The organism is Saccharothrix carnea (assembly GCF_003014735.1).
Lineage (GTDB): Bacteria > Actinomycetota > Actinomycetes > Mycobacteriales > Pseudonocardiaceae > Actinosynnema > Actinosynnema carneum.
The window spans coordinates 343,138-369,415 of sequence record NZ_PYAX01000002.1 but is presented as its reverse complement, the minus strand read 5'-3'; the positions used below and the strand labels follow the sequence as shown (position 1 = coordinate 369,415).

Genomic DNA, 26,278 nt, shown 5'->3' with positions numbered 1-26,278 from the left:
CGACATCCCGCTCGCCTGACACCACTGCGGCCGTCAGCTGGACGACCTCCGGCGCCCCCACTTCTCTGCTTCGACCACCCCGTAGGCGACCACGGCCAGCGCGACCACGACCGCCCAGTCGCGCCAGCCGATCGGCGCGGTGTGGAACAGGGTGTTCATCGCCGGGAGGTAGGTGAACAGCAGTTGGAGGACCACGGTGACGGCGATGCCGACCGGCAGCCAAGGGTTGCGGCCGAAGCCGACGTGCGGCCGGAGGTGCCGCAGCGACCGGCAGTTGAACAGGTAGCCGATCTGAGCGGCCACGAACACGTTCACCGCGACCGTGCGCGCCTGGTCCAGGGTGCCACCGTGCAGGTGGAACGCGGCGAACGAGCCGGCCAGGAGCACGGCGGAGACGAGCAGGATGCGTTGCAGCAGCGCGGCCGTCAGCAGCGGCAGTGTCGGCGGCAGCGGTGGGCGGTGCATGACGTTCGGCTCGCGAGGTTCGAAGGCCAGGGTCAGGCCGAGCGCGACGGCCGTGGTCATGTTGATCCACAGGATCTGCACGGGCAGGATCGGCAGGGCGGTGCCCAGCAGGATCGCGGTGAGGATGACCAGGCCCTCGGCCATGTTGGTCGGCAGCGTCCAGATGATGAACTTGCGCAGGTTGTCGAACACCGCGCGCCCTTCCTCGACGGCGGCGCGGATGGACGAGAAGTTGTCGTCGGTGAGCACCATGTCCGCGGCCTGCTTTGCGACCTCGGTGCCGCCGCTGCCCATGGCGACGCCGATGTCGGCCCGCCGCAGCGCCGGGGCGTCGTTCACGCCGTCGCCGGTCATCGCGACCACGTGTCCGTCGGACTGGAACCGCTTGACCAGCCTCAGCTTCTCCTCCGGCGACACGCGGGCGTGCACGGCGTCATCGGCGAGCGAGAAGTGGGCCGCGATGGCGCGGGCGGTGCCGAGGTGGTCGCCGGTGATCATGCGGACCTCGATGCCCGCTTCCTGGCAGGCGCGGACCGCCTCGATCGCCTCGGGCCGGGGCGGGTCGTGCATGGCCTGGAGCCCGAGCAGCACGGCGCCCCGCAGGGCATCTTCGGTCAACGGGGTGCCGTCGGGCACGTGTGCCCGGGCGAACGCGAGCACTCGTAGTCCGCGACCGGCCAGTTCTTCGGCGTTGGTGTGGTCGGTGGAACCGGTGAACTCGAAAATCCGCTCCACCGCGCCCTTGAGGTAGACGACACCGTCGGTGTGGCGGGTGGCCATGAACCGGCGCTGCGAGGTGAACGGCAGCTCGTCCACGCGTTCGGGCACGTCGTCGGACGTCAGCCCGCCCTTGCGGGCGGACACGACCAGCGCTGCCTCGGTGGGGTCACCGACGGCGGTCCACCTGTCGTCCTGGCGGACCACGTGGGCGTCGTTGCACGCCACGCCGGCCAGCAGGACCTCGCGCACGGCTTCGGGTGGCGGCGAGTGCTCGCCCAACGGCGAGTAGCCGATCCCGTCGACCTCCCACCGCTGCCCGTCGGCGACGACCTCGCGCACGGTCATGGCGTTGGCGGTGAGGGTGCCGGTCTTGTCCGTGCAGATGATCGTGGTGCTGCCGAGGGTCTCCACCGCGGGCAGGCGGCGGATCACGGCGTTGCGCCGCGCCATGCGGGCCACACCGATGGCCAGCGTCACCGTCACCGCGGCGGGCAGCCCTTCGGGGATCGCGCCGACCGCGAGGGCTACGGCGGCGGTCACCATCTCGGCGAACGGCTCGCCCCGCAGCACCCCGATCACGACGGTCACCACCGCCAGGCCGAGGATGACGACCGTAAGCAACTTGCTGAACCGGGCCAGCTTGCGGGTCAGCGGCGTCTGCACGGTCGTGGTGCTGCCGACGAGCCGGTGCACGTGCCCGATCTCGGTGTCGGCACCGGTCGCGACGACGACGCCGCGCCCGCCACCGGTGGTGACGAGCGTGCCGGAGTACGCCATGTTCGCGCGGTCGGCCAGCGCGGTGTCGTGCGGCACGGGCAGCGGGTCCTTGGCGGACGGCTGCGACTCGCCGGTCAGCGCGGACTCGTCGACCCGCAGCTCGCGCGTGCGCACCAGCCGCAGGTCGGCGGGCACCTGGTCCCCCTCCTCCAGCACCACCAGGTCGCCGGGCACCAGTTCCTCGGACGTGATCCGCGCGGCGGTGCCGTCCCGGATCACGGTCGCCTCGGTGCGGACCATCGCCTCCAGGGCGTCGAGCGCCCGTTCGGCCCGCACTTCCTGGAGGTAGCCGACGATCGCGTTGACCAGGACCACACCCAGCACGACGGAGGCGTCCACGGTCTCGCCCAGGGCGGCGGTCAGCGCCGCCGCACCGAGCAGCACGTAGATCAGCGGGTTGTGGAACTGGCCGAGCATCCGTCGCAGACGTCCGGGGCCGCGCCGCTCGGGCAGCCTGTTCGGTCCGAGCGAGGCGAGCCGCTCGCCGGCCGCGGCACCGGACAGGCCGGCGTCGGCGTCGGTCTCGGCGAGCAGCACGACCTCGTGGACCGGCATGCCGTGCGGCGTGGCCTCGCGTTCAACCGTGGTCGACGGCATGACGGGCCTCCGGGAAACGGACATCCACCACGCCGGGCACGGCGCCCGCGAGCACCGCGGCCACGTGCCGGTCGCACTCGTCGTCCAACGAGTCCATGATCGACACGTGACCGTCGACCACGGACACCGTCCAGCGGTGCGGGTCGGCGTACAGGCCGAGGCGGTGCCGGACCTCGGCGGCCAGCGTGCGGTCGTCGCGGCTGACCGCGCGCAGCATGTCGCGGCGGGTGACGATGCCGATCAGCCGCTTGCCGTCCACCACGCAGGCGCTGCGCACGCCGTGCTCCACCATCCGCCGGGCCAGGTCCGCGACGTCCGTGCCGGGCGTCGACGCGACCGCCGGTTCGCTCATCACGTCGGCGACCTTCCGCCTCGGCGTGGCACGTGCCCGTGACGGCTCCCCGTGCACGAGCGACCGGGGGTCGACCGGCAACCGGTCGCGCAGGGCGTCGGTCTCGGTGACCACGCCGACCAGCGTCCCCGCCCCGTCGACCACCGGCAACGCGGTGAACCCCTTCGCCGCGAGCAGCGCCGCCGCGTCACGCGCGGACGTTTCGGGCGACACGGTCACCACGTCGCGCGTCATGAGGTCACGGACCCTCATCGCCCGGCCTCCTGTCCCGCGCCGACAGCGGCCCCATCGTGCTGAGCGTCGGTCGGCGGGAGGACTACCACCGGCACGGTCGCGTGCCGCACGCAATGCGCGCTCGTGCTGCCCAGCAGCACCTGCCGCAGCCGGCTGCCGCTGTGCGAGGCGACCACGAGCATCGACGCACCGCGCGCCTGCGCCTCCAGCGCTTCAGCGGCCGGTCCCCGCACGCAGTGCCGGATGATCTGCGGAAACTCGAGCCTGCCCACGGCCGCCGCGCGGAGCGCGTCCTCGACCAACGCCTCCGAGCGGGCGTGTGCGTCCTGCTCGGAGGTCATGGTCCAGTCGGCCAGCGGCTCGTAGGCGTAGGCGTTGAGCACGTGCAGCGGGACCTTGCGCTGGATCGCCTCGTCCATGGCCCAGCGCAGCGCGCGTTCACCCGCCGGCGTGCCGTCGACACCGACCACGATCGGACCTGCGTTCATGATTCCACCTCGTTCAGCTCGATGACGATCTCCGGCGCTCGCCGGAGCGTGTTGTGCACGGTGCAGTGCTGGACCACGGCCAGCAGGGCCGTCTTGTGCCGCTCGGACAGCCCGGCCGGCACCCGCACGGCCAGGCACACCTCGGCGACGCGGGCGAGCGGGTCGGAGGCCGTCCGGTACCGGGCGGTCACCGCCAGGCCGCGGCGCGACTCGCCGTGGCGGTCGAGGAACCGGCCCGCGTAGAAGGCGGTGCAGGCGGCCATCGACGCGACCAGCAGCTCGACCGGGCTCGGGCCCGCGTCGTGGCCGCCGGAGTCCCGCGGCTGGTCGGTGCGGACCCGGTGCTCGCGCAGCCGCACCACGTACTCCTCGCCGGTCTCGTACGTCACCTCGACCGGGGCAGTGGCGGTGATGGTCATGACGTCCTCCTCGGGTCGCGGAGCCGGCGCAGGAACGGGTCTGCCGGTTCGACGGGTGCGACGCGCACCCTGGCGTCGACCGCCAGCACGCGCTGCCCGGTCAGGACCAGCGGGTTGAGGTCGAGTTCGGCGACCTCGGGGACGAGTTCGGCCAGCCGGCCGACCCGCAGCAGCACGTCTCGCACGGCCGCGTCGTCGTGCTCGGCGAACACCTTCGGCGCGGCGCGGAAGCCGTGCAGCAGGTCGTCCACGTCCGCCTCCGACATCGGCGCGAGCGCGACGGCGCGGTCGTCGACCAGATCGGTGTCGACGCCGCCCAGACCGGTCACCACGAGCGGGCCGAACTGGGGATCGGTCACCACGCCCACGAGCAGCTCACGTCCCCGGTCGGCCATGGGCTGCACGAACACTCCGTGCAACTGCTCGCCGAACCGCTCGCGCATCGACTCGAAGCCGTAGGTGACCGCGTCGTCGCCGGCCAGGTCGAGCAGCACGCCGCCGCCCTTGCTCTTGTGCAGCAGCCCCCGGGCCACGGCCTTCAGCGCGACGGGTCCTCCGAAGGACCGCTGCGCGGCCACCGCGGACTCGGCGTCCCGCACCAGCACACCGCCGAGAACCGGCAGCCCGAACGCGCCCAGCAGCCGAACCACCTGATCGGGGCCGAGCCAGCCGCCTTCGGGTTCCGTTGCCAGGTGAGCGGCGACAACCGCACGGGCGGTCGTCAGATCCGTGCTTGGCAGGTCGGCAGGCTCAGGCGACGGGCGGCGCAACCACGACGCGCGCTCGACCAGCGCGGCGAGCACCGCGGCGGCGCGGGCAGGCTCGGCGTAACGAGCGATGGCGTCCTCCCGCAGCGACACCGAACCGTCCTGGTCGGCGGTCACCGCGAGCACCGGCTTGACCGTCGGGTGGATGCCACCGGCCGGGTCGCCCAACGCCGTCGGCACGGTGACCGCGATGACCGCGTCCACCGCCGGATCGGCGACCAGCAGGTCCAGGCAGCGGGCGAACGTCGCGTCGTCCACGACGGCCGTCGTGTCGACCGGGTTGTGCGGGCTCGCCGTGCTCGGCAGCTGCGCCGTCAACGCCTCGACCGTGCCCGGCCCCAAGTCGGCGATGATCAGGCCGTGCCGGACGCAGGCGTCCGCGGCCAGCACACCCAGCCCGCCCGCGTTGCCCAGCACGGCCACACCACGACCGGAAGGCAGCAGGGTGGCGTGCAACGCGGCCAACACGTCGACCATCTCGCCGACACCGTCCACCGCGATCACGCCCGCCTGCCGGAACAACGCGTCCCGCGTGACGGCCGGGGTGGCGGTCGAGGCGGTGTGCGACGCGGCGGCACGCTGACCGGCCTCGCTGCTCGCCGCCCGGATGGCCAGCACCGGCTTGCGGCGCGCCACCCGGCGCGCCAGGCGGGAGAACTTGCGCGGGTTGCCGAACGACTCCAGGTACAGCGCAACCGCCCGGGTCCGCTCGTCGCGTTCCCACCACAGCAGCAGGTCGTTCCCGCTCACGTCGTACTTGTCACCGGTCGAGACCAGCTGCGAGGTGCCCAGTCCCAGCCGCCGCAACTGCTCGGCCGCCGCGATGGCCACGCCACCGGACTGGGTGACCAGGCCGATCCCACCCGGTTCGGTCCGATCACGGGTGAAGGTGGTGTCCAACCGCACGTCCGGGTCCGTGTTGGACACGCCGACGCAGTTCGGGCCGACCATGCGCATGCCGTGCCGCCGCACCACCTCCAGCAGGCTCTCCGGGTCGACCCCGGACGTGATGACGACCAACGCCCTCACCCCGCGCCGACCGCAGTCCTCGGCCACCTGCGCGACCGCCTCGGCCGGCACGCACACCACCGCCAAGTCGGGGATCTCGGGCAGGTCGGTGACGGTCGGGTGGCACTGCACGCCCAGGATCTGCCGGGCGTGGGGGTTCACCGCGTACAACGCACCGGTGAACCCGCCGTCGACCAGGTTGGCCAGCACCGCGTTGCCCACCGAGGACGGCTTGCGGCTCGCACCGACCACCACGACCGACGTCGGCTTGAGCACCGCGCGCAGGCTGGCCACATCGGCGGCCTGTTCCCGGTCGGCGACGGCCTCCAGGTAACGCTCGCCGGGATCGAGACCGAGGTCGATGCGCACCTCACCGCTGTCCGCCGTGGACGTCCACACCAGACCGAGATCGGCGAAGACGCGCAACATCTTCGAGTTCACCGCCAGCACCTCGGCGCGGAACCGCCGCACACCACGCCTGCGCGCCACCGACACCAGGTGCTCCAACAGCAGCGTGCCGACACCGTGGGACTGCCGGTCGTGCGCCACCACCAACGCCACCTCGGCGCTGTCGTCGTCCAGCAGGACGTAACTCGCGGCGCCGACCAGCACGTCCGAGGCGAACGCCCCGATCACCACGTGCAACGGCTCCTCGGGCGAGGTCAACCGGACGACGAACTCGTCCAGGTGCCGCGGCGCGGCGCTGAAGAACCGCAGGTAGCGATCGCCCACCGGCAGGTCGCGGTGCAGAACGAGCAGGGCGTCCGCGTCGGCCGGCCCCAGCTCGCGCAGCGCCACCACCGACCCGTCGGCCAGCAACGCCCGGTCGGCGTTCAGCGAGGCGGTCACAGCAGCGGTCCAGGGGTGACGACGGGCTTCGGCTCCACGTGCTCGGGCTTCGGCTCGTGCACGACGACCACCGGGCACGACGCGTGGTGCACGCAATGGGAGCTGACCGAACCCAGCAACACCTCGCGGATCGGACCCGCTCCCCGGCTGCCGACCACCAGCAGCGTCGCGTGCTGCGACGCCGTGACCAGCACGTTGCGGGCGTCGCCCTCGGCGAGCACGGCCCGGACCTCCGCACCGGCCTCCGCCACCAGCTCGTCCAGCACGCGCCGGTGTTCCTCACGCACCTTGTCGCGGTCCATCCCGGCGGCGACCGTGGCCGACATGGGGCCGATCACCATGCCGTAGTCCACGTGCCAGGCCAGGACCGCCTCGAGCGCGCAGCCGCGCAGCTTCGCCTCTTCGACCGCCCACCGCAACGCCATCCGGCTGACCGGCGAGCCGTCCACGCCCACCACGATCGTCTCGTCCATGACCCCTCCTCGGGTGCTCGGCTCAAGCCTCTCGGCACCTGTTCGGTGAGGTCAGTGGCTGCGGTCCTCTCGACGACGGGACCTTCGACCCTGAAGGTGGCGTCGGTCGCGCACGGGTGCGCCTCGACCCTCGAAGTTGGGGACCTAGGACCCTGCCGGGCTCGCCGTCGCAGGGCGAACGCTCCAAGTGGACGGAGAGGAGAAGGCCATGATGCTTGTTGGTGTGGACGGTTCGCCGGCCAGCCGCGAGGCGTTGCGCTGGGCGTTGGCGCAAGCGGTGAAGACCGGTGACACCGTCGAGGCGACGATGGCGTGGCTGCGCGAGCCGGAGTTCGTGGCAGCCGCGTCGATGGGCGTGCACCCGCACGCCGACAACCCCGGTCACCGGCACCCGGCGCGCGAGCTTCACGCGATCGTGGAGGAGGTTCGCGCCACCGTGCCGGGTGCGCCGCCGGTCACCGAGGTGACCATCACCGGTGACGCGGGCACCGCGCTGGCCCAGGCGTCCCGGCAGGCGGATCTGCTCGTGGTGGGCACCCACGGGCACGGCAGGCTGGCCGAGCTGGTCCTGGGCAGTGTGGCGGCGGACTGCCTGCGCCACGCGACGTGCCCGGTGGTGGTCGTGCCGCCCGCCCGGACCTGATTCCGGCGACGGGACGCCCTGGTCGGACGCGCCGAAGGGACCGGTCTGGTGACCGGTCCCTTCGGCGTCCCTGCTCTCACTGCACCGCGGTGGTCGGTCGGACGACGGCGAGGGGGCAGGGTGCGTGGTAGACGAGCGCTTGGCTGGTCGAGCCGAGCAGCATGCCGGTGAAGCCGCCTTGGCCGTGGCTGCCCACGACGAGCAGCCGGGCATCCTTCGCCGCGTTCAGCAGGGCCCGGACGGGGCGGTCGTGGACGACGACGCGGTCCACGGCGACGTCGGGGTACTTCTCCTGCCAGCCGGCGAGGCGTTCGGCCAACAGCCGCAGCTGCTCGTCCTCGACCTGCGACCAGTCGACGGTGAAGCGGGAGTGGTAGGCGCTGTCGACCAGGAAGTCGGTCCAGGCGATGACCGCCGTGAGCGGTGCGCCGAGCACGGACGCCTCGGCGAACGCGAAGCCGATCGCCTCCTCGCTCGCGGGCGAGCCGTCCACGCCCACCACGACTGGACCGTCGTACCGCAACTCGTCGCGGACGACGACCACAGGGCTCTTGCCGTGTGCGGAGACCGCGACGGCCACCGAGCCGACCAGCAGGCCGGAGAAGCCGCCCAACCCCTGGGAGCCGAGCACGACCAGCCGTGCACCGTGGGATGCGGCGATCAGCGCGGCGGCGGGCCGGTCGATCACGATCGCCGTCTCGACCTCCACCTCGGGGGCGGCCGCACGGGCGGCGGCCGCGGCCTGCTCGACCCACTGCCGTCCCTGCTGCTCGAACGCCTCCCGCACCTCGTGGCCGGTCAGCACGATCTCCGGGTAACCACGGGTCGGCAGCAGGTAGGCGTGCACGAGCCGGAGCGCCACGCGGTGCCGCGCGGCTTCCTCCGCCGCCCACCTGGCGGCGGTCAACGCCGACGCCGAACCGTCCACGCCGACCACGATCGGGGCACTCATCACAGGTTCCTCCGAATCCGATGCCGGGATCGCGGTGGACCCCGTGTGTCTCCGGTTTCGACGCTATGCAGCCGGCGCGACGCGGGCAGTGGTCCTAGGTCCTCACCGCGCAGGGACCTACGGCCACCGCCGGGCACCGCCCACGACCCTGGGCGGCCACCGTGGGGAGGACCACCGTGGAGCCATGACCGACCGGATTCCCGCGCCCGTCGTCGTAACGGGCGACCACTTCCCCTGGGGCGAAGCCGCCCTTCGGTGGGCGACCGAGTACGCCATGGCGACCAGGTCGCCGCTGGCGGTTCGCCCACCTACCTCGGACCCGATCCGCGACCTGATGCCGGCGGGATCCCGTGCCGGTCTCCTCGTGGTCGGCTACCGAGGCGCGAACGGCACCGCGTTCGGCCTGGGCAGGCTGGTGCAGCCGCTGGTCGAACACGCGGCGTGCGACGTCGTCGTGATCCGGGGCAAGGCCGAGGCACTGCGCCGCGCCCACCGCCGGGTCACCGTGCTGCTGTCCGGGGACGTGGCCGACGACGACCTGGCCCTGGCCCGTGCCGTCGCCTACGCCGAGCAACAGCACGTGGCACTACGGGTCCTGCACGCCACGCCGTCGCTACCGGTGCGGACCGACGACCCGGTGTGGCCTGTCACCCACGCCGACGACGTGCTGCGCGGCACCCACCACACCTCGGTGCTGGCCAGGATGCACCCGCACGAGGCGATCACCCGGTACGCCGACACCGACCTGCTCGTCCTGGCCGGATGTGGTCCGGTCACTCGTGCGGCGCTGCACCACGCCCCGTGCCCCGTCCTGGTGGCACACCGCTACCCGGTCGACATTGCCCGCCCGTGTTCCGCCGAGCACGATCGAGCGGCCCACGCCGAGCGCTGACACGATGGAAGGACCTTGAGCGCGCGGCGGGAGGGTCTTTGGACCCTGTGTCGGACGACTCCCGTCGGCGAAGGTCGGATCAGTCGGATGACGGAGGGGTGGAGCCGGTGGCCCGGGTGTTTCTGGTGGACGACCACGAGGTGGTCCGCGTCGGTGTGCGCGAACTGCTCAACAGCGCGGACGACCTGGAGGTGGTCGGCGAGGCCGGGTCGGTGGCCGAAGCACTGGCCAGGGTGCCCGACAGCGGCGCGGACGTCGCTGTCCTGGACGTGCGGCTGCCCGACGGCAACGGCATCGAGCTGTGCCGCGAACTGCGCTCCCGGATGCCGGAGCTCCAGTGCCTGATGCTGACCTCGTTCACCGACGACGAGGCACTGTTCGACGCCATCATGGCCGGCGCGTCCGGGTTCGTCCTCAAGCGCATCCTCGGCCACGACCTGCAGACCGCGGTCCGCACCGTCGCCGCCGGCGAATCCCTCCTCGACGCCCGCTCCACGGCGGCGCTGCTCAACCGCATCCGCCGCGAACGCGAGCAAGGCGACCCCGTGCGCATGCTCACCGAGCAGGAACGCACCGTTCTCGACTACATCGGCGAGGGCCTGACCAACCGCCAGATCGCCGAGAAGATGTTCCTCGCCGAGAAGACGGTCAAGAACTACGTCTCGCACCTGCTGGCCAAGCTCGGCCTCGAACGCCGCACCCAGGCCGCCGTCCTCGCCACCCGCCTGCGCAAGCCCGCACCACCGTCTGAGGGCTAAGCCAGCGGAACCTGCCAGGTCAGACGGGTTCCGCCGCCGGGCTCACCGGTGACCGAGCACGTGCCGCCCAACGCGGTGGCCCGTTGTTCCAGGTTGCGCAGCCCGCTGCGGGCGACCTGCGGCGGCATGCCCACACCGTCGTCCACGACCGAGATGGTCAGCTCGTCGCCCGCCTCCACGGTCAGGACCAACTCCTTCGCCTGGGCGTGCCGGACCGCGTTGGTCACGGCCTCGCGCACCACGGCCTCCGCGTGCTCTCCGACATCATCGGGCACCGAGTTGTCCACCGTCCCGGTCATCCGCACGGTCGGCGTGACCGACGCGTTCTCCGTCAGCTCCGAGACCAGGTCCAGCAGACGCCGCCGCAGACCCGGCAGGTCGTCACCCGCCTGGAGGTCGAAGATCGACGTGCGGATCTCCAGCACCGTCTCGTCCAACTGGTGCACCGCCTTGCGCACCCGCTCCCGCACGGCGGGATCACGGATCGCGCCCAACGCGCCCTGCAGGCTCATACCGGTGGCGAACAACCGCTGGATCACGTGATCGTGCAGGTCCCGCGCGATCCGATCGCGGTCCTCCAACACGTCCACCAACCTGCGCGCCCGCTGGTTCTCCGCGAACTCCAACGCCACCGCCGCCTGGTCGGCGAAGGACGCCAGCACCGGCACCTGGTCCGCCCCGAACCGGGCGCCACCCTTCTCCCGCGCCACCAGCAGCACACCCTGCACGCTCGAACCGGACCGCAACGGGACCGCGACTCCCGGACCCGCGGCGACCGCGGTCTCGCCGAGCAGGCCCTCCAGATCCTCGACCAGCACCGGCGTGGCCGAGGCCAACACCTGCTCCACCACCGACCCGGATCCGGTCAGCACCCTGCCGACCAGGCCCTCGACGCGCTCACCGGCGCCCGCGGCCATGCGCAGCCGCTGCCCATCGGCACTGTCGACCAGCACGATCAACGACATCGACGCCGCCGACAGCTCCCGGGTCCGCTGCGCGATCAACCGCAGCGCGTCGTCCGCCGAAGCGCCGCCCAGCAGCTCGGTGTTGATCTCCGCGGTGGCCTCCAGCCAACGCTCCCGCATCCGGGACCGCTCGAACAAACGCGCGTTCTCCACCGCCACGCCCGCCGCGGCCGCCAGCGCGGTCAGCACCACCTCGTCATCGGCGCTGAAGTCGGTGCCATCGACCTTCTCCGTCATGTACAGGTTGCCGAACACCTCGTCACGCACCCGCACCGGCACACCCAGGAAGCTGTGCATCGGCGGGTGGTTCGCCGGAAAACCCACCGACGCCGCGTGCTCGGACAGGTCGTGCAACCGGATCGCCCGCGGATCCTTGATCAACAGCCCCAGCAGACCCTTGCCCTGCGGCAGGTGACCCATGTGCGACCGCGTCTCCGGATCGATACCGACGTAGACGAACTCCGACAGGTTCTCCTGGCTACCCAGCACGCCCAACGCCCCGTACCGCGCTCCGACCAGCTCCACCGCCGCCTGCACGATCCGCTGCAACGTCGAGTCCAGCTCCAACCCCGCGCCGACCGCCAGCACCGCGTCCAGCAGGCCCTGCATCTTGTCCCGGGTCGAGCCGATCTCGGTCAGCCGCTCCCGCACCTCGTCCAGCAACTCGTCCAACCGCAACCCGCCCAGCAGGCGGTGCGGCGTCCCCTCGTCAGCAGATCCGGCCACGGATCCAGCCTTCCACCACCACCGGGTACAGCCAAGTCCGACGGACCCTGTTCGGAAGGGACCTTCGACCGTGTGTTCCCACCCTGGGGCGACGCACAGTTGAGGTGTTGGTTGCACCAGGCGACACAGGCAGGGACGACATGGCAAACGTGACCGAGGTGCTCGGGCTCGCGGTAGACGAGGTGACCGACGTGCTGAACGCCGCGGCCCTCGCCCCATCGGTGCACAACACCCAACCGTGGCGGTTCCGACTCGCCCGTGACCGGATCGAACTGCACGCCGACCCGACGCGCAGGCTGCCCGCCACAGACCCGGAGGACCGCGAGTTGCGGCTGTCCTGCGGCGCGGCGCTGTTCAACCTCCGCCTCGCCCTGCGCGATCACGGCATCCGACCGCTGGTGACGTTGATGCCCGGAGCCGAAGCGCCCGGAGCGCTGGCCACCGTCCGCCGAGGCGGTCACGGAGACCTCGACGAGGAGACCAGGCAGCTGATCAGGGCTATCCCGACCCGGCGGTCCAACCGCAAGCCGTTCCGGGACGTGCCGGTACCCGTCGAACACCGGCACGCGCTCGTGCGGGCGGCCGAGCGCGAACGGTCGTGGCTGCACGTCGTTACCGACCGTGACGAACGCGCCCGACTGCAAGGCCTCGTGGCCAGGGCGCAGCGGATCCAGGCCGGAACTCCGGAAGTGCGGGCCGAGCTGACCGACTGGACGGGCGAGCGAGCCGGTGACGGCATCCCTTCCAAGTCCGCCGGCGTGCGCCCCGCGCCCCAGGACGAGTGGGCCTTGCGCGACTTCCAAGCCGCCGAGCGGAAACCGGGCAAGGACTACGAATCCGACCCGCTCGTCGTGGTGCTGTGCTCGTTCTACAACGGGCCACTCGCCGAACTCCAGGCTGGACAGGCGCTGCAACGCGTCCTGCTCACCGCCGCCACCCTCGGCCTGTCCGCCTCCTTCATGTCCCAGGCGATCGAAGTGCGCCCCGTCCGCGACGAACTCCGCCGCGCCCTTGGCGGTAGCCTCGAACCCCAGACCATCCTGCGCATCGGCTTCGGCTCACCGGTTCCCTCCAGCCCTCGGCGTGCCGTCCGGGAGTTCCTCCTGGAGCCAATCGCAGCGGCATGACCTCGCAGGGACTGAACGTCTTTCGATCACGGTGCTTACGTCCTTGTCCAGGATTCGCTCCACCAGATCCATGCCTGGCCGTCTGTGATGCGAAAGACTGAGCATGCTCGTAGTAGGCGAAAGCCCGCCATGAAGTCGGCCCAGAGCCCACTACGAGCTACCTTCTCGATGCCCGCGCGCTGCTGACGGCAGAGATGTCCTGGCACGTGAACCCCGCTGTGAGCACGTCGACCGGCGGACCCACAACCCAACAGGACATGACGGAGGCAGTTGGGGTCATCCTGCTGATCTGCCCGTCCGGCGAGGACGCTTTTCATCTTTTCGAAGCTCTTCAAGCTCTTCAAGCCTGTGAACTTGACTCACCCGAGTCACGGTCACGCAGGTAGCGGGTGTGGTCGGCCTGTTGGTTGATGTCGGCCGCGTACACGCGTTCGGCCAACCGGTGGGCCTCGGCCTCCAGCAGCTCCAGCTGGGTCACCAGCTCATCCCCCGGACTCGGCTCACCACCCGCCCGCTGCTTCACCGCGAACCACCAAGGCAGGTTCAAGTACGTCTGCACCGACAACGGCAGGTCGGTGCGCGCCAACCGGACCACGGTGTGCCGAAGGTCCGGGTTGGCGGCCAGCGCGTCGTGCCGCGCGAGCAGGTCACCGAGGACCGCGCCGATCCGGCCCACGGCGGCGACGGCGGGCTCGGGCATCCGGGACGACTGCGCGCCCACCTCGCGCACCAGGTCGTCCAGCTCCGCGCGCAGCCGACCGGCCTCGGTGACGACGTCCACCGGCACCAGCCGGACCTTCTCCGGCGGCGCGAGCAGCGCGCCCACCGCGTACAGCCCGACGACCACCAGCGGCCAGGCGTCGCCGACCACGCCGGTCAGGTGCAGCAGCACGCCGACGAGACCGCCGACGCAGCCGACGAGGTTCTTGGTCGAGCCCAGGTAGCGGATCATTGGTAGCCGCGGATCTCCTGGAACACCTGGCCGAGCGCGGCGGAGCGGGCGTCGAACACCCGGCCGCCGGTCATCGTGGCGACCTGGCCCAGCTCGGCGCTGCTGCCCTCGCCGAACAGCACGGTGAACACCGGCACCTGCCGCACCGACGCGGGCACCGAGCCGAACGACGCCTGGAACTCGGGCAGGCCCGTGCCGTTCGCGTTCTCGCCGTCGGTCATCAGCACGATCGACGTGAACCGGTCCGGGTCGGCCGCGACCAGCGGCTCCATCACCTCGTACGCGCGGGACAGGCTGTCGTAGATGGCCGTGCCGCCGCCTTCCACCAGCCCTTCGGCGTACGCCTTGATCTCCGCCAGCTGGGCGGACGGGTCGCCCTCGGGCAGGGTGAACGTCCGCGGCGTGCCGGGCTCGGTGTTGAACGGCAGCATGGTCACCTCCTCCCGGCTGCGGAACCGGCGGAACCGGCCGGTGAGCGTGTCGTCGGCGCCGGTCAGGCCGACCAGCGCGGACCGCAGCGACGCGATCCGGTCACCGGCCATCGAGCCGGACGTGTCGAGCACGTACAGCGTGCGCGACGGTCGCCTGATCTCGTTGAAGTAGGCCGAGAGCAGGGCGTCCACCGAGTCGCGCGCGGCCGGGAACGGCAGCTCGACCAGGTCGCGCACGGTGAAGCGGGAGTCCAGGTCGACGCCGGGCACGACCGGCCGCCGGTGCGTGGTCTCCATGATCTTGCGCTGCACGTCCGGCGTGCGCAGGTGGTCGGTGAGGCGCTGGTGGGCGTCACGCGCGTCGTCACCGGAGTCGGCGAGCAGGGTCAGCGGGTAGTCCGCAGTGACCACGCCGTCGTCGGGGTAGACCAGCGTGAGCGGTTCGGGCAGGTCTTTGGACGCGTTCAGGGACAGCAGCACCGACTCGTAGTTGATCAGCCCGTCGACCCGCGCGCCGGGGTCGTGGCCGGTGGCGCGGCGCAGGTAGGCCTCCGACAGCCAGCCCGACGACCCGGCGGACAGCGACTGCGCGGCGAAGAAGCTCTTCAACCGGGGCGTCACCGCCGCGATCTGGCCCGCGTCCACGGCGTTGCCCGCGCCCGCCAGCGCGGACGCCACGCCGACCAGGGCGGAGAAGCCGGAGTTCGACGCCGAGGGGTCGGTCATGCCGTAGCTGAACGCCTTGCGCCCGGCCTGCTCGGCGATCTCGCCCCAGCCGACCCGCCGGTCCGCCCACCCCAACCGCTGCGCCGACGACGCCGACAGGCCGAGCACCACTGGCGAGCTCATGATCTTGACCTGGTTGCCGAGCCGCTTCGCGGCCTCCGGGATGCCCGCCGGGTAGCGGTTGGAGGAGAACCAGACGGCGTCGTACTTGCCGTCGACCTCACCCTTCGCCAACGCCTCGGCGCCTTCCAGCGTGCCGGTGAAGGTGAACTTCACCTCGACGCCGGTGGCCTTCGCCGCCTCGTCCAGCACCGGCTGCAGGTCGGTCAGCTCACTGCCCGCGAGCACCCGCAGCACACCGGGTTCCGCCGGGCCCGCGGGCTGTGCCGGGTCGGGCCCGGCCTCGCCGGTGCACCCCGCGACCACCAGCACCGCGGCGAGCACGAACGCTGTTCTCATCGGTCCCCCTCGACCGCCGCCGCGTCGTGCGAACGGCGCAAGTGCTCCTCCGCGCGGCGGATCTCCCCCGACAGCGACTCGACGGTGGCGGCCATCGTGCGCACCGCGTCCGCCCGGTAGCCGTCGACCGCGTCGATCGCCGCGTAGATCCGGTCGAACGACGCGCGGATCGTCTCCACCGCCACCGCCGGGTCGCTGCTCGCCCGGCGGATCTCCGCGCTCTGCAGGTCCAGCAGCTCGGTGTTGGCGCGGATCAGGCCGTCCGTGGTGGCCTGCAGCGCGGCGACCTCGTCCAGCACGTCCCGCTGGCTCGCCAGCGCGCCGCTGACCAGCAACGCGATCCGCAACGCGGCCACGGTCGTGGTGACCGCGCGTTCCACGCCCCGGATCAGCTCGTCGTTGTTGCGCCGCACCAGGTCCAGCGCCAGGTAGCCCTGCGCGCTGACGGCGAGCTGCGTCAGCAGGTCCTGGTGCCGTTGCCGGATGGGGTGCAGCACGTCCGCGCGCAGCGCCCGCGCCCGTGCCGGGTCGGTCAGGTCGAAGATCCCGGCCTGCCGGTCGATCGCCGCGTCCACCGCCTCGGCGAACGCGGCGGCCTCGGCCAGCTTGCCCATGGCCCGCCACAGCCGCTCCCGCTCGCCCTTGATGGCGGCGTTGTCGCGGCGCAGCACGTCCTGCCGGTGGCGCAGGTCGACCACCAGCGCGTTCACCGGCTCGCCCGCGGCGCGGTAGCGGTCCAGCGCCTTCTTGGCGGCGTTCGCGGCGGGGAAGACCTTGAGCAGCTTGCGGCCGGTGATCGGCAGCTTCGACGGGTCCAGCTCGGCGACGGTGCGGCGCAGCCCGGACAGCGACGTGGTGACGTGCACCTGCGGCGAGTCGTCGCGCAGGGCGCGGGCCGACCGGTCCAGCATCGTGCCCGCCACGCCCGCCGCCGCGCGCATGTCGGCCTCGCCGACCGCGAGCACGTCGTCCAGCACGGCGGTGAACTCCGGTGACCGGACGTCCAGCGCCTGGAGGCGTTCGGCGAACTGCTCGGCGCGGCGCCCGACGTCGGCGCGCACGTCGTCGCCGAGCGCGATGAGCCCGGCCGCGCGCTCGACCGGGATCGGCGTCACGGGTTCCGGCGGGGTGAGGGTGAACTCGTCCATCACGGCGCGACCGCGTCGAGCAGGCGTTCCAGGGTCTCGAACGACGGCGGCTCGACCGCGTCGACCAGGTCCGCGGGCGCCTTGTCGCCCACCACGTCGGCGAACACGCGCGGGTCGGACGTGCGGAAGCCGAACGTGGCCGCGAGCTTGGTCAGCTCGGGGTCGGTGCTCAGCAGCCGCCCCACCTGGTCACCCTGGTCCGACAGCGGGACCAGCGTGTGCTTGGAGTAGACCGTGGGCGCGAGGTAGAGCAGGCGCATGTCGGCGCGGATGGAGCCGTCGGCGCGCAGCACCCGGTCGAGGTACTGGGACTCGTAGATCAGCGCCAGCGGCGTCTTGCCCATGCCGGCCGCGAGGTAGTCCTCGAACGGGCCCTCGGTGCTGTTCTGCGTGTAGCCCTGGTCGCGGAACAGGCGGGCGACGTCGGGCAGCACGGTCGCCTCCTGCTCCGGCGTGGCGACCACGGTGTTGCCGTTGGCCACGAACGACACGATCGACAGGTACATCGCGGCGGAGTTCGACTCGGCCGGGTTGGTCGTGGTGACCAGGATGTTCTTGCGGGCCGGGTAGGCGGTGTTGCCGGGCAGCTGGTCCCAGCGCGTGCCCGCCTTGGTCAGCTCCAGGTACTTGGCCACGTCGAGCACCTGGTAGTCACCCGCCCCCTTGGTCACCACTCCGGCGGCTTCGAGCAGCTCCACGATCGGCTCGAACGTCGCCACCGCCATCGGCGACTGGAACGGCGTGTGCGCGGCGGTCGTCTTGCGGTCGCGCTGGATCCGCTGCGCGGCGGGCGAGGACGACGGGAACGCGAACGCGTACCTGCCGAGGTCGACGGAGGTGGCGAGCTGCCGGGAACCGGCCGTGTCCACCTCGACCTTCAGGCCGTGCTCCGCGAACGCGTCGACCACCCGCCGGTCGCTGAAGAACGCCAGCTTCTCCGAGCCGATGACCCCGCGCACGGTGGTCAGCTCGCCCTGCGCGCCGCCCTCCGCGTCATCCGAGCGGCCCCACACCACCACCGCCACGACGGCGGCCAACAACACCACGGCCAAGCCGATGGACAACCGGCGCTTCACTTGACCCGCTCACCCCCGTGTTCGAGCCTGATCATCTCGTTCGCTCGACTCGTTTGACGCGCGAACCGGCGATCACCGGGCGAACGGTTGGTGAACGGAAGGTGTAGATGTCGCGTACACCGCGGCGATCACGGTGACCGCACACGCCGCGTACGCGGTCGTGCGCGCTGAGGTGAGCTCGGCGAGCGCGGGGCCGACCAGGGCACCGACGAACGTCGCCGCGGCCTCACCGGTGAACAGCACCGCGCCGACCCGCCCCAGCACCTCGGCGGGCGTCACCCGTTGCAGCGTGGTCTGCGTGACGACGAGGGCCGCCGAACCCGCCGACCCGATCACCACCGCGGCGGGCAGCGCCAGCCCGACCGCCGCCGTGCCGCCGAACGCGGTCAAGCCGAACGGGACCAGCAGGGCGCTGAGCGAGGCGTTCGCGGCCAGGAAGGCGGTGCTGACCACGAGGAGCGCCGAGGCCGTCCGGTCCGATCGGAGGAAGGCGAACCCCTCCGCCAGTTCCCGGCCCACGCCCCGCCTGCCCGCGGTCGACGGGTGCCGGGACAGCAGCGCGAGCAGCACGGCCGAGACGACGTAGCTCGCCACGTCCGCCAGCACCAGGCCGTGGAAGCCCACCAGGGCCATCAACGCGGCGCCCAGCGGCGCGCCGACCAGCCGGGCCACGCCGTCGGTGACGGAGTTGAGCGCGTTGGCACTGCTCAACGCCGTGCCGGTGCCGAACGCGCTGACCGCGCGGGCCGCCCACAGCAGCCGGAAATCACCCACGCGCAACGCGTTCAGCACAAGCCCTCCGTGCCGCGGGCGGACACACGGTGGCCCATCACGCCTAGCGGCGCGGGCGGCTCCCCGACGCGTTCCCTCCCGTCACCGGACACCCGGGCCGGTGACGTCCCCCATCGTGCCGACCGAGGTCGGTCAGTAGGCCATGAACAGGATCTCGTCGCGCGAGTAGTCGTGGCCCGGGTGGTTCTCCTTGAGGTGCTGCTGGGTCTTGGCCACCAGGTCGTCCTCGTCCTGACCCGTGATGTGCTCGCCACAGGGGCAGGTGATGTTCCGCTTCATCGCAATCCTCCGCTGGTGATCTCTCCGGACCGACTCTACTGAAGGTGACGACGTTGTCGACCGGACGAGTGCGGTGCCGCCATCGGGCGCCGCCACGCCGAACGCGTCGGCGAGGACGCGTTCGGCGAGTTCAAGCGGGTGTTCCGGCAGGTCGCGGAGGACCAGCGGTCCTGGCGCGACTGGTGGGTCAGCGTCGGCGCAGCACGCGCGGGTCGGCGTCGAGGTCGTCGCCCAGGCGCAGGGTGATGAACTCGTTGTCGTCCGGCTTGCCCGGGGTGCGCCCCGACGAGGACGGGAAGTTGTTGTCGTTGAGCACGCCGATCGTGCGGTCGTCCAGGATCACCACGTCCTCGATCGTGGTGAACGGGAAGGTGAACGTCTCGCCGAAGCCGCCGAGCCGGCGGGGGTTGGCGATGTCGAGCAGGTCGGCCACCAGCGTCTTGTCCAGCACGCCGTCGCGGTCGCGGTCGCGCTTGTCGACCAGGTAGACCCGCTTGACCCGGGCGTCGACGCCCTGCGCGCCGTCCCGCTCGATCACCAGCAGCCGGTTGCGGTCCACCGTGACGGCGTCGCCGATCGCGTGCTCCGGCCTGTCCAGCCGGTAGGTCCAGCGCACGCCGGTGTACCGGCCTCGGTCCAGGTCGAACTCGTTGAGCCGCAGCGTGCCGGGCTCGTCACCGGCGACCGTGCCCTCCAGCAGGGCGTCGAGCCTGCGCCCGTCGACCGACAGCGCCAGGCCCTCGTACCCCTTGCTGCCGCCCAGGTTCGGCGTGCCCGCCGGGTTCTCCGGCGCGAAGACGCCCGGCAGCGGCACGGGCGGCGCGAGCAACCGTCCCGCGCGGTCGAAGTGCAGCAGGTAGGGGCCGAACTCGTCACCCATCCAGTACGTGCCGTCGCCCGCACGGGTGATCGACTCGACGTCGAAGTCCGCGCCGGTCAGCACCCGGTCCGGCCGGGTGAGCGGGAACGGCACGTGGCCGTTCGGGTCGGTCAGCGTGATGCCGCCGAGCACGTCCACCGCGCCGGTGCCGAAGTCCGGGCCGATCCGGTGCACGCGGAGGGTGAAGTCGGCGCTGTTGGCCTTCGTGCCGTAGCCGTTGTCGGACAGCACGTCGAACGTGCCGTCTGCGTTGCGCAGCACGCCGCTGAAGCCCTGCACCGGCTGGTCCGCGAACGGCGGCACGATCCCGTTGACCGGCGCGGTGCCGAGGGCGGCCCCGGACGGCTCGCTGCCCGGCACGAACGTCGTGGCGGGCAGTGCGGCGAACCCGGTCAGCGTGGCCCGGCCGAAGTCGCGGCGGTCGGCCGAACCCGGCACCGCCGCCGCGACCAGCAGTAGCGCGGACAGACCGAGGACCAGCGGTCTCCTCATGAGCGTTCCGTTCTGCCGTGGCGCGCCCGACTCGGGCACGCGGTAAGCGGAACGCTAAGTGGACCGGGTGAACGACAGGGGTGGTCCGGCGACGCCGTTGCCGCCGGACCACCCGAGCCGAGGCGTCAGGCCGCGTGCGCCTCGAACTCCGCGAGCTGGGCCGCGGGCCAGCCCGTGTTGCCGGTGACGGTCAGCCGCAGGTAGCGGTGGTCGGCCGAGACCGGGATGCTCACCTGGTTGCCCGACGCCGGGTCGAACCGGAATCCGGCCGACGCGACCAGCTGGCTGTAGGTGGTGCCGTCCGTGCTGCCGGACACGGACAACGTCTGCGTGCGGGCGGCCCAGGCGGCGGCTGGCGGCAGCTTCAGCACGATCCGGTTCACCGCGATCCGGCTGCCCAGGTCGACCGTGAACGTCTGCGGGAACGCGTTGTTCGGGCTCTCCCAGTAGGTGTTGGCGTCACCGTCCACCGCGTTGCCGCCCGGGAAGCCGCCGTTGGCCGAGGCCTGGACGGGTTTGCCGCGGGCCACGTTGCCCTGCGGCGGTGGTGAAGTGGTGGTGGTCGTGGTGGTCGAGCCGTACACCTCCAGCTCGGACAGCTGCGCGGCCGGCCAGGCGGTGTTGCCGGTGACCGTCAGCCGCAGGTGGCGGTGGGTTCCGGACACCGGGATGGTGACCTGGTTGCCGGACGCCGGGTCGAACCGGAAACCGGCCGACGCCACCACCGGGCTGTAGTTGGCGCCGTCCGTGCTGCCGGACACGCTCAGCGTCTGCGTGCGCGCCTCCCACGCGGCGGGCGGCGGGAGCTTCAGCACCAGGCGGCCGACGTTCTCCGACCGTCCCAGGTCGACGGTCAGCGACTGCGGGAACTGGTTGTTCGCGCTCTCCCAGTAGGTGTTCGCGTCACCGTCCACGGCGTGGGTGGCCGGGAAGCCGCCGTTCGCGGTGGAGGCGCTGACCGCCTTGCCCCGGGCCAGGTTGCCGCCCGGCGGAACGGTCGTCGTGGTGGTCGTCGTGGTCGTGGTGGTGGTGGTGGTCGGCGGGTTGGTCGGGTCGGTGTAGATCGGGTCCGGCCACGGTCCGCAGTACGACGGGCCGTCCCAGCCGGAGTTGCCCGCGCCCCTGGTGATCTGGAACGCGTTCTCGCCCAGGCAGCTGTAGATACCCGCCCGACCGAGGCCGGTGGCGGTCACGTTGGTGAACGACGCCGCGCCCGGCGACTGGAGCTGGACGCCGAACGTGCCCGCGCCGTTGATCCGCACGCCGTTGAAGTGCACGTTGGTGATGGTGCCGCTGATGAACTGGATGGCCTCGTAGTTGCTGTCGATCAAGTCGGTGTCGGTGACGTCGATCCGGCCGTTCATCGCGCCGTCCCGGGCGTCGAACCACAGGGCGCCGACGCCGAACTGCCAGTTCGAGTCGAGCACCCCCGCGCGCAGCGTGGTGTTCTTCGACAGGGTGGTCGTGCCCGACAGGGGCACCGAGGAGAAGCGGTTGCCGACGTGGAGGCCGCCGCCCTGGTCCTGGGTGTCGGCCACGACGTTCTCGGTGACCACGTTGTCCCGGCCGCCGTAGATCGCGATGCCGTTGGCCTTCATCGGCACGACCACCGTGTTGCGGCGGATCGTGTTGCTGTGGTCGGCCTGGTGCTCCGACCAGAACGCGATGCCGTCGTCGCTGATGTTGCGGAACAGGTTGTGCTCGATGAGCACGTTGCTGATGCCGCGGTGCAGGTTCATGCCGTCCGCGAGCTGGTCGACCACCTTGTTGTTGCGGATGGTCAAGCCGGAGAACGGGCCGTCCAGCCACAGGCCGACCTTGGTGTGCTGCAGGAACATCCCGGAGATCACCGAGCCGCCGCCGAGCGCGCCGCCGATGGCGTTGGTCTGGTCGCAGTCGACCCGGTTGGTGACCTCGCCGATGATCGCGAAGTCGTGCAGGCCGACGCGGGTGCTCACGCCGGAGTTGCCGCCCTGGCCGCAGCTCGACGGCTCGCCCAGGCCGTAGAAGCCGACCCGGTCGCCGGTGACGACGCTGTGCCAGTGGCCCGCGCCGCGGACGGTGACCTGGTCGACGGTGATGTGCTTGGTGACGGTGAACCGGCCGGCAGGGATCCACACCTCGCGACCGGAGGCCCTGGCGGCGGCGACCGCGGCGTCGAAGGCTGCGCTGTCGTTCGTGCCGTCGTTGGGGGTGGCGCCGTGCTCGGTGACCGAGACGGAGTTCGCGGGCCGGGTGGCCGGTGGCGCGACGAGCTCGAAGTCGGCCAGGTCGATCGTGTAGGACGGCGCGGTGTCGCCCGCGTCGACCTGGAGCTTCACCTTGGCGCCCGCGGGGAGCGTGCGGGGGAACAGGGCGCGGGTGGAGTCGTAGAGGTGGTGCGGCTTGCCCTGGTTCGGGTCGTTGGCGTAGGGGTAGCCGCCGTAGCGCCACGCGTACTTCGAGGTGAGCGTGAGGCTGCTGGTCTTCACGCCGTCGAGGTAGAGCGACAGGGGCGCGGTGATGCCCGCGCCGCCGTTGCCGTCCGGGATGCTGTACCGGAGGTCGATCGAGTTCGCGGGCTCGGTGAGGGTGAACTCGACGTACCGGCCCTGACCGGACAGCGTCACGGCGCGGCGGCCGGACGCCTCGCCCTCCAGCGTGCCCTGGCGTCGGCCGGGGCCGATCTTCGTGCCGTTCGTGGCGGCGGCTTCGGCTTCGTGCTCGACGAACGGCACGTCGGCGCCCCGGCCGGGGATGTCGAACGGCGACGTGGCCGCCGCGGCGGCTTGGGCCGCGACCTCGTTCGGTGCGACGGCGATCGTGACGGCGGCGAGCAGGGAGGTGGCCACCGCCGCCGCGCCGAGCGCCAGTGGGCGTCGGAGGGTGGGGTCGACTCGCATGGGTTCAGCCCTTCGTTGGACGGGACCTCGCGTGCAGGGATGTCACAGGGGTGTGGCGTGGCGCACACCATAAGCAGCACGATCAGCTCAGCGCAAGATGTCTACTGAAACACGCAAAAACCCGACTGTGGCGAGCCAGGGGTTGCCGAATCGACCGCTTGCGCTGGGCTTGCGGTAACTTGCGTTCGCTTGCGCCGTCCGCTCGGTGATCTCGCGGCGGTCAGTAGGTACCGCTGAGCTTGCGGTGGTCCCAGGAGACGACCGAGGTGGGCGCGAACCGCAGCCCCACCCGCTTCACCGCCTGCGCGGCCACGAACGCGTCCAGTTCCGGCCCGCTGTGCCCGGAGTACCGCGCCGCCACCGCCGCGCCGATGCGGGCGACCTCGGCCTGCTCCTCCACCAGCCGCACGTCGCACTCCATCGTGACGCCGCGCAGCCGGTCGTAGGTCTCCCCCGCCTCCAGCTGCAGCGTGGCCTCGGGCTTGCGGCGCAGGTTCGCCACCTTCTGCGAGGCGCGGTACGTCCAGCCGGCCAGTTCGCCGTCCTCCACCACGAACCACAGCGGCACGAGGTGCGGCCTGCCGTTCGGGCCGATCGTGGCCACCGTGACCACGCGCTGCTCCTCCAGGAACGAGCGCACCTCGTCCGTCGTCATCGTGATCAGGGCCCGGCGCGACATGGCGTCAGGATAGGCGGCTGTCCTCCCGCGACGCCGCCGCCGGTCCGGCGTTCAGGTCGCCGACCGCGCCCTGCTCCAGCAGCGCCAGGAACACGTCCACCAGCTCCGGGTCGAACCGCGCGCCCCGCCCGGCCCGCAGTTCGCGCACCGCCTGCTCGTGGGTGAGCGCACGCCGGTGCGGCCGGTCGGCGCGCATCGCCGCCCACGCGTCGCACACGGACAGGATCCGCGCCTCGATCCGGATGGTGTCGCGGGTCAGGCCGTTCGGGTAGCCGGCACCGTCCCACCGCTCGTGGTGCTGGCGGATGACCTCGGCCACCTCGCCGTGGTCGGGCAGCACGCTGACCATCCGCGCGCCGCTGTCGGGGTGCTCGTGCAGCAGGTGCCACTGCTGGTCGGTCAGCGGGCCGGACTCGGTGAGCAGGTCGTCGGGCAGCACGATCATGCCGACGTCCAGCAGTCGTCCCGCGCGGTGCGCGTGGCGGACCTCGGCCGGGTCCCGCTTCAGGTGTTCGGCGAGGGTGCGCGCCCACTCGGCGATGGCCAGACTGCGCCCGGGACTGGCCACGCGCAGGTCGACCAGGTCCGCGACCTGGTTCAGGTAGTCCACCGCGACGTCCTCCCGGTGTTCGGTGAGCGATGTGCCACCGGCGACCGCCCGGTCCCGACCCAGGTCCTTGGCCAGGTACAGCGCGCGGTCAGCCGCCGACACCAACGCGGACGCGGTGCCGTAATGCGGCGCGAACGCGGCGGTGCCGGCGGAGAGCGTAACCGTTACCGATCTGCGACCGCTCACGGCGATCGGGTGGTGGGAAACACCGTGCCGCAGCCGTTCCGCGAGCCGGCCCAGGTTCTCGGCGTCCGCACCGGTCGCGATCAGCGCGAACTCCTCGCCGCCGTACCGGGCGAGCACCCGGCCCGGCCCGCCGATCGCGCGCAGCCGTGCGGCCACCTCCACCAGCACCCGGTCGCCCGCCGGGTGGCCGAACCGGTCGTTGATCGACTTGAACCGGTCGACGTCGAGGATCACCACGCCCAGCGGGCTGCCGGCGCGCTTGGCGCGGGCCACCTCCTCGGCGAGGCGCGCTTCGAAGTAGCGGCGGCTGCGCAGCCGCGTGAGGCTGTCGGTGATCGCGAGCCTGCGCTGGTCCACCGCGAGGCCCGCGAGCCGGGTCGCGGTCAACGCGAACAGCACCGCGCAGCCCGCCGCGATCACCGGCACGTCCCGCCGCACGCCCTGCGCGTTCTGCACGAGCAGCAGCGCCGGCCCGATCAGCGCCCCGCCGGACAGGATCGCCAACCGGGGCCAGCTCAGCCGCAGCGCGGGCACGTCGACCGACTGCGCGATCCGGCCCATCGACGGGTGCAGCGCGCACGCGCCGAGCGCGAGGTTGCCGGTCAGCCAGATCGCGTCCAGGAAGTTGCCCGCCGCGTAGCTGAGGTCCAGGCGCTGCAACACGTACACGGTGTCGGCGGTGAGGATCGCGGCCAGCCACAGGGCCAGCAGCACGAACGACGCGTCACGCCGTCCGCCGCCGAACAGCAGCCGCAGCGAGACCAGCAGCAGCACCAGGTCCATCAGCGGGTAGGCCAGCGACACCATCTCGACCAGCAACGGCGTACCGAGGCGGGTCTGCGGACCGATCACGAACACCCACGACAGCAGGCCCGCGACCACGGTGAGCGAGACCGCGTCGAGCAGGCTGGGCAGGTCCCGGTCGGAGCGGCGCTGGCGGATGAGCATGAGCAGGCCGACCACGACGAGCGGGTAGTGGCCGAGGTAGAACGCGTCGGCGACGGCCGGGTAGCGCAGGTCCAGCAGCACGTAGTGCGAGACGTAGAACGTGGCGTCGGCCAGGGCGTACACGAGCTGGCTCAGGCCGAGCACGAGCCACGGCGCGCGGGGCTCGGGCCGGTTGCGCCGCACCCCCCACCACACGGCCAGGGCGGCGGACGTGCTCACCGCGCAGTACACGACCACGCGGAGCGGAATCGTGCCGACGAAGATCGGCAACGCGTAGTAGACCGCGACCGATAACAGGCCGAAAGCCAGGTAACCCATCCACAACTGATGTTGTTCTCGGATCGGGATTCCGCGGTTTTCGACCGACGTGACTCCGGCGACGCGCAATCCCGGCACTCCCTACTGAGGCAAAGCGGACGTTCGACAAGGCGGGGCTATGAGACCGGCAAAGAGGAGTCCGCGTCAATCCCTGTTGCCGAGTCTTCATCGACACAACCGGTGCGCGCACGGTGTCGACCGGCTCTAT

Annotated in this window: 22 protein-coding genes; 4 read left to right on the top strand and 18 right to left on the bottom strand. The window is 71.8% G+C overall.

Features of this window, described 5'->3' with window-relative positions; all coding sequences use genetic code 11:
* Positions 1-33: 33 nt before the first annotated feature.
* From B0I31_RS05855 to B0I31_RS05830, 6 genes are read right to left on the bottom strand one after another with little or no spacing between them, the layout of a single operon-like run.
* Positions 34-2,559 carry a cation-translocating P-type ATPase gene (locus B0I31_RS05855; RefSeq protein ID WP_106614282.1) on the bottom strand — a complete coding sequence of 842 codons (2,526 nt, stop codon included), beginning with the start codon at positions 2,557-2,559 and terminating at the stop codon, positions 34-36.
* Entirely contained in the window at positions 2,540-3,163 is a 624-nt protein-coding gene (locus B0I31_RS05850) for a CBS domain-containing protein (RefSeq protein ID WP_106614281.1), read from the bottom strand. The genes B0I31_RS05855 and B0I31_RS05850 overlap by 20 nt, the downstream gene beginning before the upstream one ends.
* Complete coding sequence (locus B0I31_RS05845) at positions 3,160-3,633, bottom strand: universal stress protein (RefSeq protein WP_106614280.1); 474 nt, start codon at positions 3,631-3,633, stop codon at positions 3,160-3,162. The genes B0I31_RS05850 and B0I31_RS05845 overlap by 4 nt, the downstream gene beginning before the upstream one ends.
* Positions 3,630-4,052 (bottom strand): OsmC family protein, encoded by a 423-nt coding sequence (locus B0I31_RS05840; RefSeq protein WP_106614279.1) that lies wholly within the window; start codon positions 4,050-4,052, stop codon positions 3,630-3,632. The genes B0I31_RS05845 and B0I31_RS05840 overlap by 4 nt, the downstream gene beginning before the upstream one ends.
* On the bottom strand, positions 4,049-6,676 hold the full coding sequence (locus B0I31_RS05835; RefSeq protein WP_106614278.1) for a bifunctional acetate--CoA ligase family protein/GNAT family N-acetyltransferase: 2,628 nt from the start codon (positions 6,674-6,676) through the stop codon (positions 4,049-4,051). Before B0I31_RS05835 ends, B0I31_RS05840 begins: the two co-directional genes overlap by 4 nt.
* A complete protein-coding gene (locus B0I31_RS05830; RefSeq protein WP_106614277.1) occupies positions 6,673-7,149 on the bottom strand; it encodes a universal stress protein in 477 nt (158 codons plus the stop codon). Before B0I31_RS05830 ends, B0I31_RS05835 begins: the two co-directional genes overlap by 4 nt.
* Positions 7,150-7,357: 208 nt before the next feature.
* Between B0I31_RS05830 and B0I31_RS05825 the strand changes: the two genes are divergently transcribed.
* Positions 7,358-7,792, top strand: a complete 435-nt coding sequence (locus tag B0I31_RS05825) for a universal stress protein (protein ID WP_106614276.1) — start codon at positions 7,358-7,360, stop codon at positions 7,790-7,792.
* Between the two features lie 76 nt (positions 7,793-7,868).
* On the opposite strand, the gene B0I31_RS05820 is transcribed toward B0I31_RS05825, so the two are convergent.
* The gene (locus B0I31_RS05820) at positions 7,869-8,744 is read right to left on the bottom strand and encodes a universal stress protein (protein WP_106614275.1); all 876 of its coding nucleotides are present in this window, start codon (positions 8,742-8,744) and stop codon (positions 7,869-7,871) included.
* Between the two features lie 184 nt (positions 8,745-8,928).
* Between B0I31_RS05820 and B0I31_RS05815 the strand changes: the two genes are divergently transcribed.
* Together B0I31_RS05815 and B0I31_RS05810 are read left to right on the top strand one after the other, a co-directional pair.
* Positions 8,929-9,636, top strand: a complete 708-nt coding sequence (locus B0I31_RS05815) for a universal stress protein (protein ID WP_106614274.1) — start codon at positions 8,929-8,931, stop codon at positions 9,634-9,636.
* Between the two features lie 107 nt (positions 9,637-9,743).
* A complete protein-coding gene (locus tag B0I31_RS05810) occupies positions 9,744-10,394 on the top strand; it encodes a response regulator (protein WP_106614689.1) in 651 nt (216 codons plus the stop codon).
* On the opposite strand, the gene B0I31_RS05805 is transcribed toward B0I31_RS05810, so the two are convergent.
* Positions 10,391-12,085 (bottom strand): GAF domain-containing sensor histidine kinase, encoded by a 1,695-nt coding sequence (locus B0I31_RS05805; protein WP_106614273.1) that lies wholly within the window; start codon positions 12,083-12,085, stop codon positions 10,391-10,393. The two genes, B0I31_RS05810 and B0I31_RS05805, sit on opposite strands and share 4 nt — an antisense overlap.
* A 140-nt stretch (positions 12,086-12,225) precedes the next feature.
* On the opposite strand from B0I31_RS05805, the gene B0I31_RS05800 reads away from it, so the two are divergent.
* Positions 12,226-13,212 (top strand): Acg family FMN-binding oxidoreductase, encoded by a 987-nt coding sequence (locus tag B0I31_RS05800; protein ID WP_106614272.1) that lies wholly within the window; start codon positions 12,226-12,228, stop codon positions 13,210-13,212.
* A 340-nt stretch (positions 13,213-13,552) separates the two neighbouring features.
* Here B0I31_RS05800 and B0I31_RS05795 read toward each other — a convergent pair whose 3' ends face one another.
* From B0I31_RS05795 to B0I31_RS05750, 10 genes are all read right to left on the bottom strand, one after another.
* Positions 13,553-14,164 carry a hypothetical protein gene (locus tag B0I31_RS05795; RefSeq protein ID WP_106614271.1) on the bottom strand — a complete coding sequence of 204 codons (612 nt, stop codon included), beginning with the start codon at positions 14,162-14,164 and terminating at the stop codon, positions 13,553-13,555.
* Positions 14,161-15,780: a vWA domain-containing protein gene (locus tag B0I31_RS05790; RefSeq protein WP_106614270.1), complete on the bottom strand. Its 1,620-nt coding sequence runs from the start codon at positions 15,778-15,780 to the stop codon at positions 14,161-14,163. The genes B0I31_RS05795 and B0I31_RS05790 overlap by 4 nt, the downstream gene beginning before the upstream one ends.
* A complete protein-coding gene (locus B0I31_RS05785) occupies positions 15,777-16,928 on the bottom strand; it encodes a toxic anion resistance protein (RefSeq protein ID WP_106614269.1) in 1,152 nt (383 codons plus the stop codon). Before B0I31_RS05785 ends, B0I31_RS05790 begins: the two co-directional genes overlap by 4 nt.
* Positions 16,928-18,004, bottom strand: a complete 1,077-nt coding sequence (locus B0I31_RS05780; protein WP_106614268.1) for a hypothetical protein — start codon at positions 18,002-18,004, stop codon at positions 16,928-16,930. Before B0I31_RS05780 ends, B0I31_RS05785 begins: the two co-directional genes overlap by 1 nt.
* A gap of 72 nt (positions 18,005-18,076) precedes the next feature.
* On the bottom strand, positions 18,077-18,796 hold the full coding sequence (locus B0I31_RS05775) for an MFS transporter (protein ID WP_106614267.1): 720 nt from the start codon (positions 18,794-18,796) through the stop codon (positions 18,077-18,079).
* A 132-nt stretch (positions 18,797-18,928) separates the two neighbouring features.
* Entirely contained in the window at positions 18,929-19,075 is a 147-nt protein-coding gene (locus tag B0I31_RS05770; RefSeq protein WP_073892909.1) for a DUF1059 domain-containing protein, read from the bottom strand.
* A 187-nt stretch (positions 19,076-19,262) separates the two neighbouring features.
* A complete protein-coding gene (locus tag B0I31_RS05765; RefSeq protein WP_106614266.1) occupies positions 19,263-20,447 on the bottom strand; it encodes an esterase-like activity of phytase family protein in 1,185 nt (394 codons plus the stop codon).
* A gap of 125 nt (positions 20,448-20,572) precedes the next feature.
* Positions 20,573-23,329 (bottom strand): discoidin domain-containing protein, encoded by a 2,757-nt coding sequence (locus B0I31_RS05760; RefSeq protein ID WP_106614265.1) that lies wholly within the window; start codon positions 23,327-23,329, stop codon positions 20,573-20,575.
* A 220-nt stretch (positions 23,330-23,549) separates the two neighbouring features.
* Positions 23,550-24,008 carry a pyridoxamine 5'-phosphate oxidase family protein gene (locus B0I31_RS05755; RefSeq protein WP_106614264.1) on the bottom strand — a complete coding sequence of 153 codons (459 nt, stop codon included), beginning with the start codon at positions 24,006-24,008 and terminating at the stop codon, positions 23,550-23,552.
* 4 nt (positions 24,009-24,012) lie between these two features.
* Positions 24,013-26,070 carry a diguanylate cyclase gene (locus tag B0I31_RS05750; RefSeq protein WP_106614263.1) on the bottom strand — a complete coding sequence of 686 codons (2,058 nt, stop codon included), beginning with the start codon at positions 26,068-26,070 and terminating at the stop codon, positions 24,013-24,015.
* Positions 26,071-26,278 lie beyond the last annotated feature (208 nt).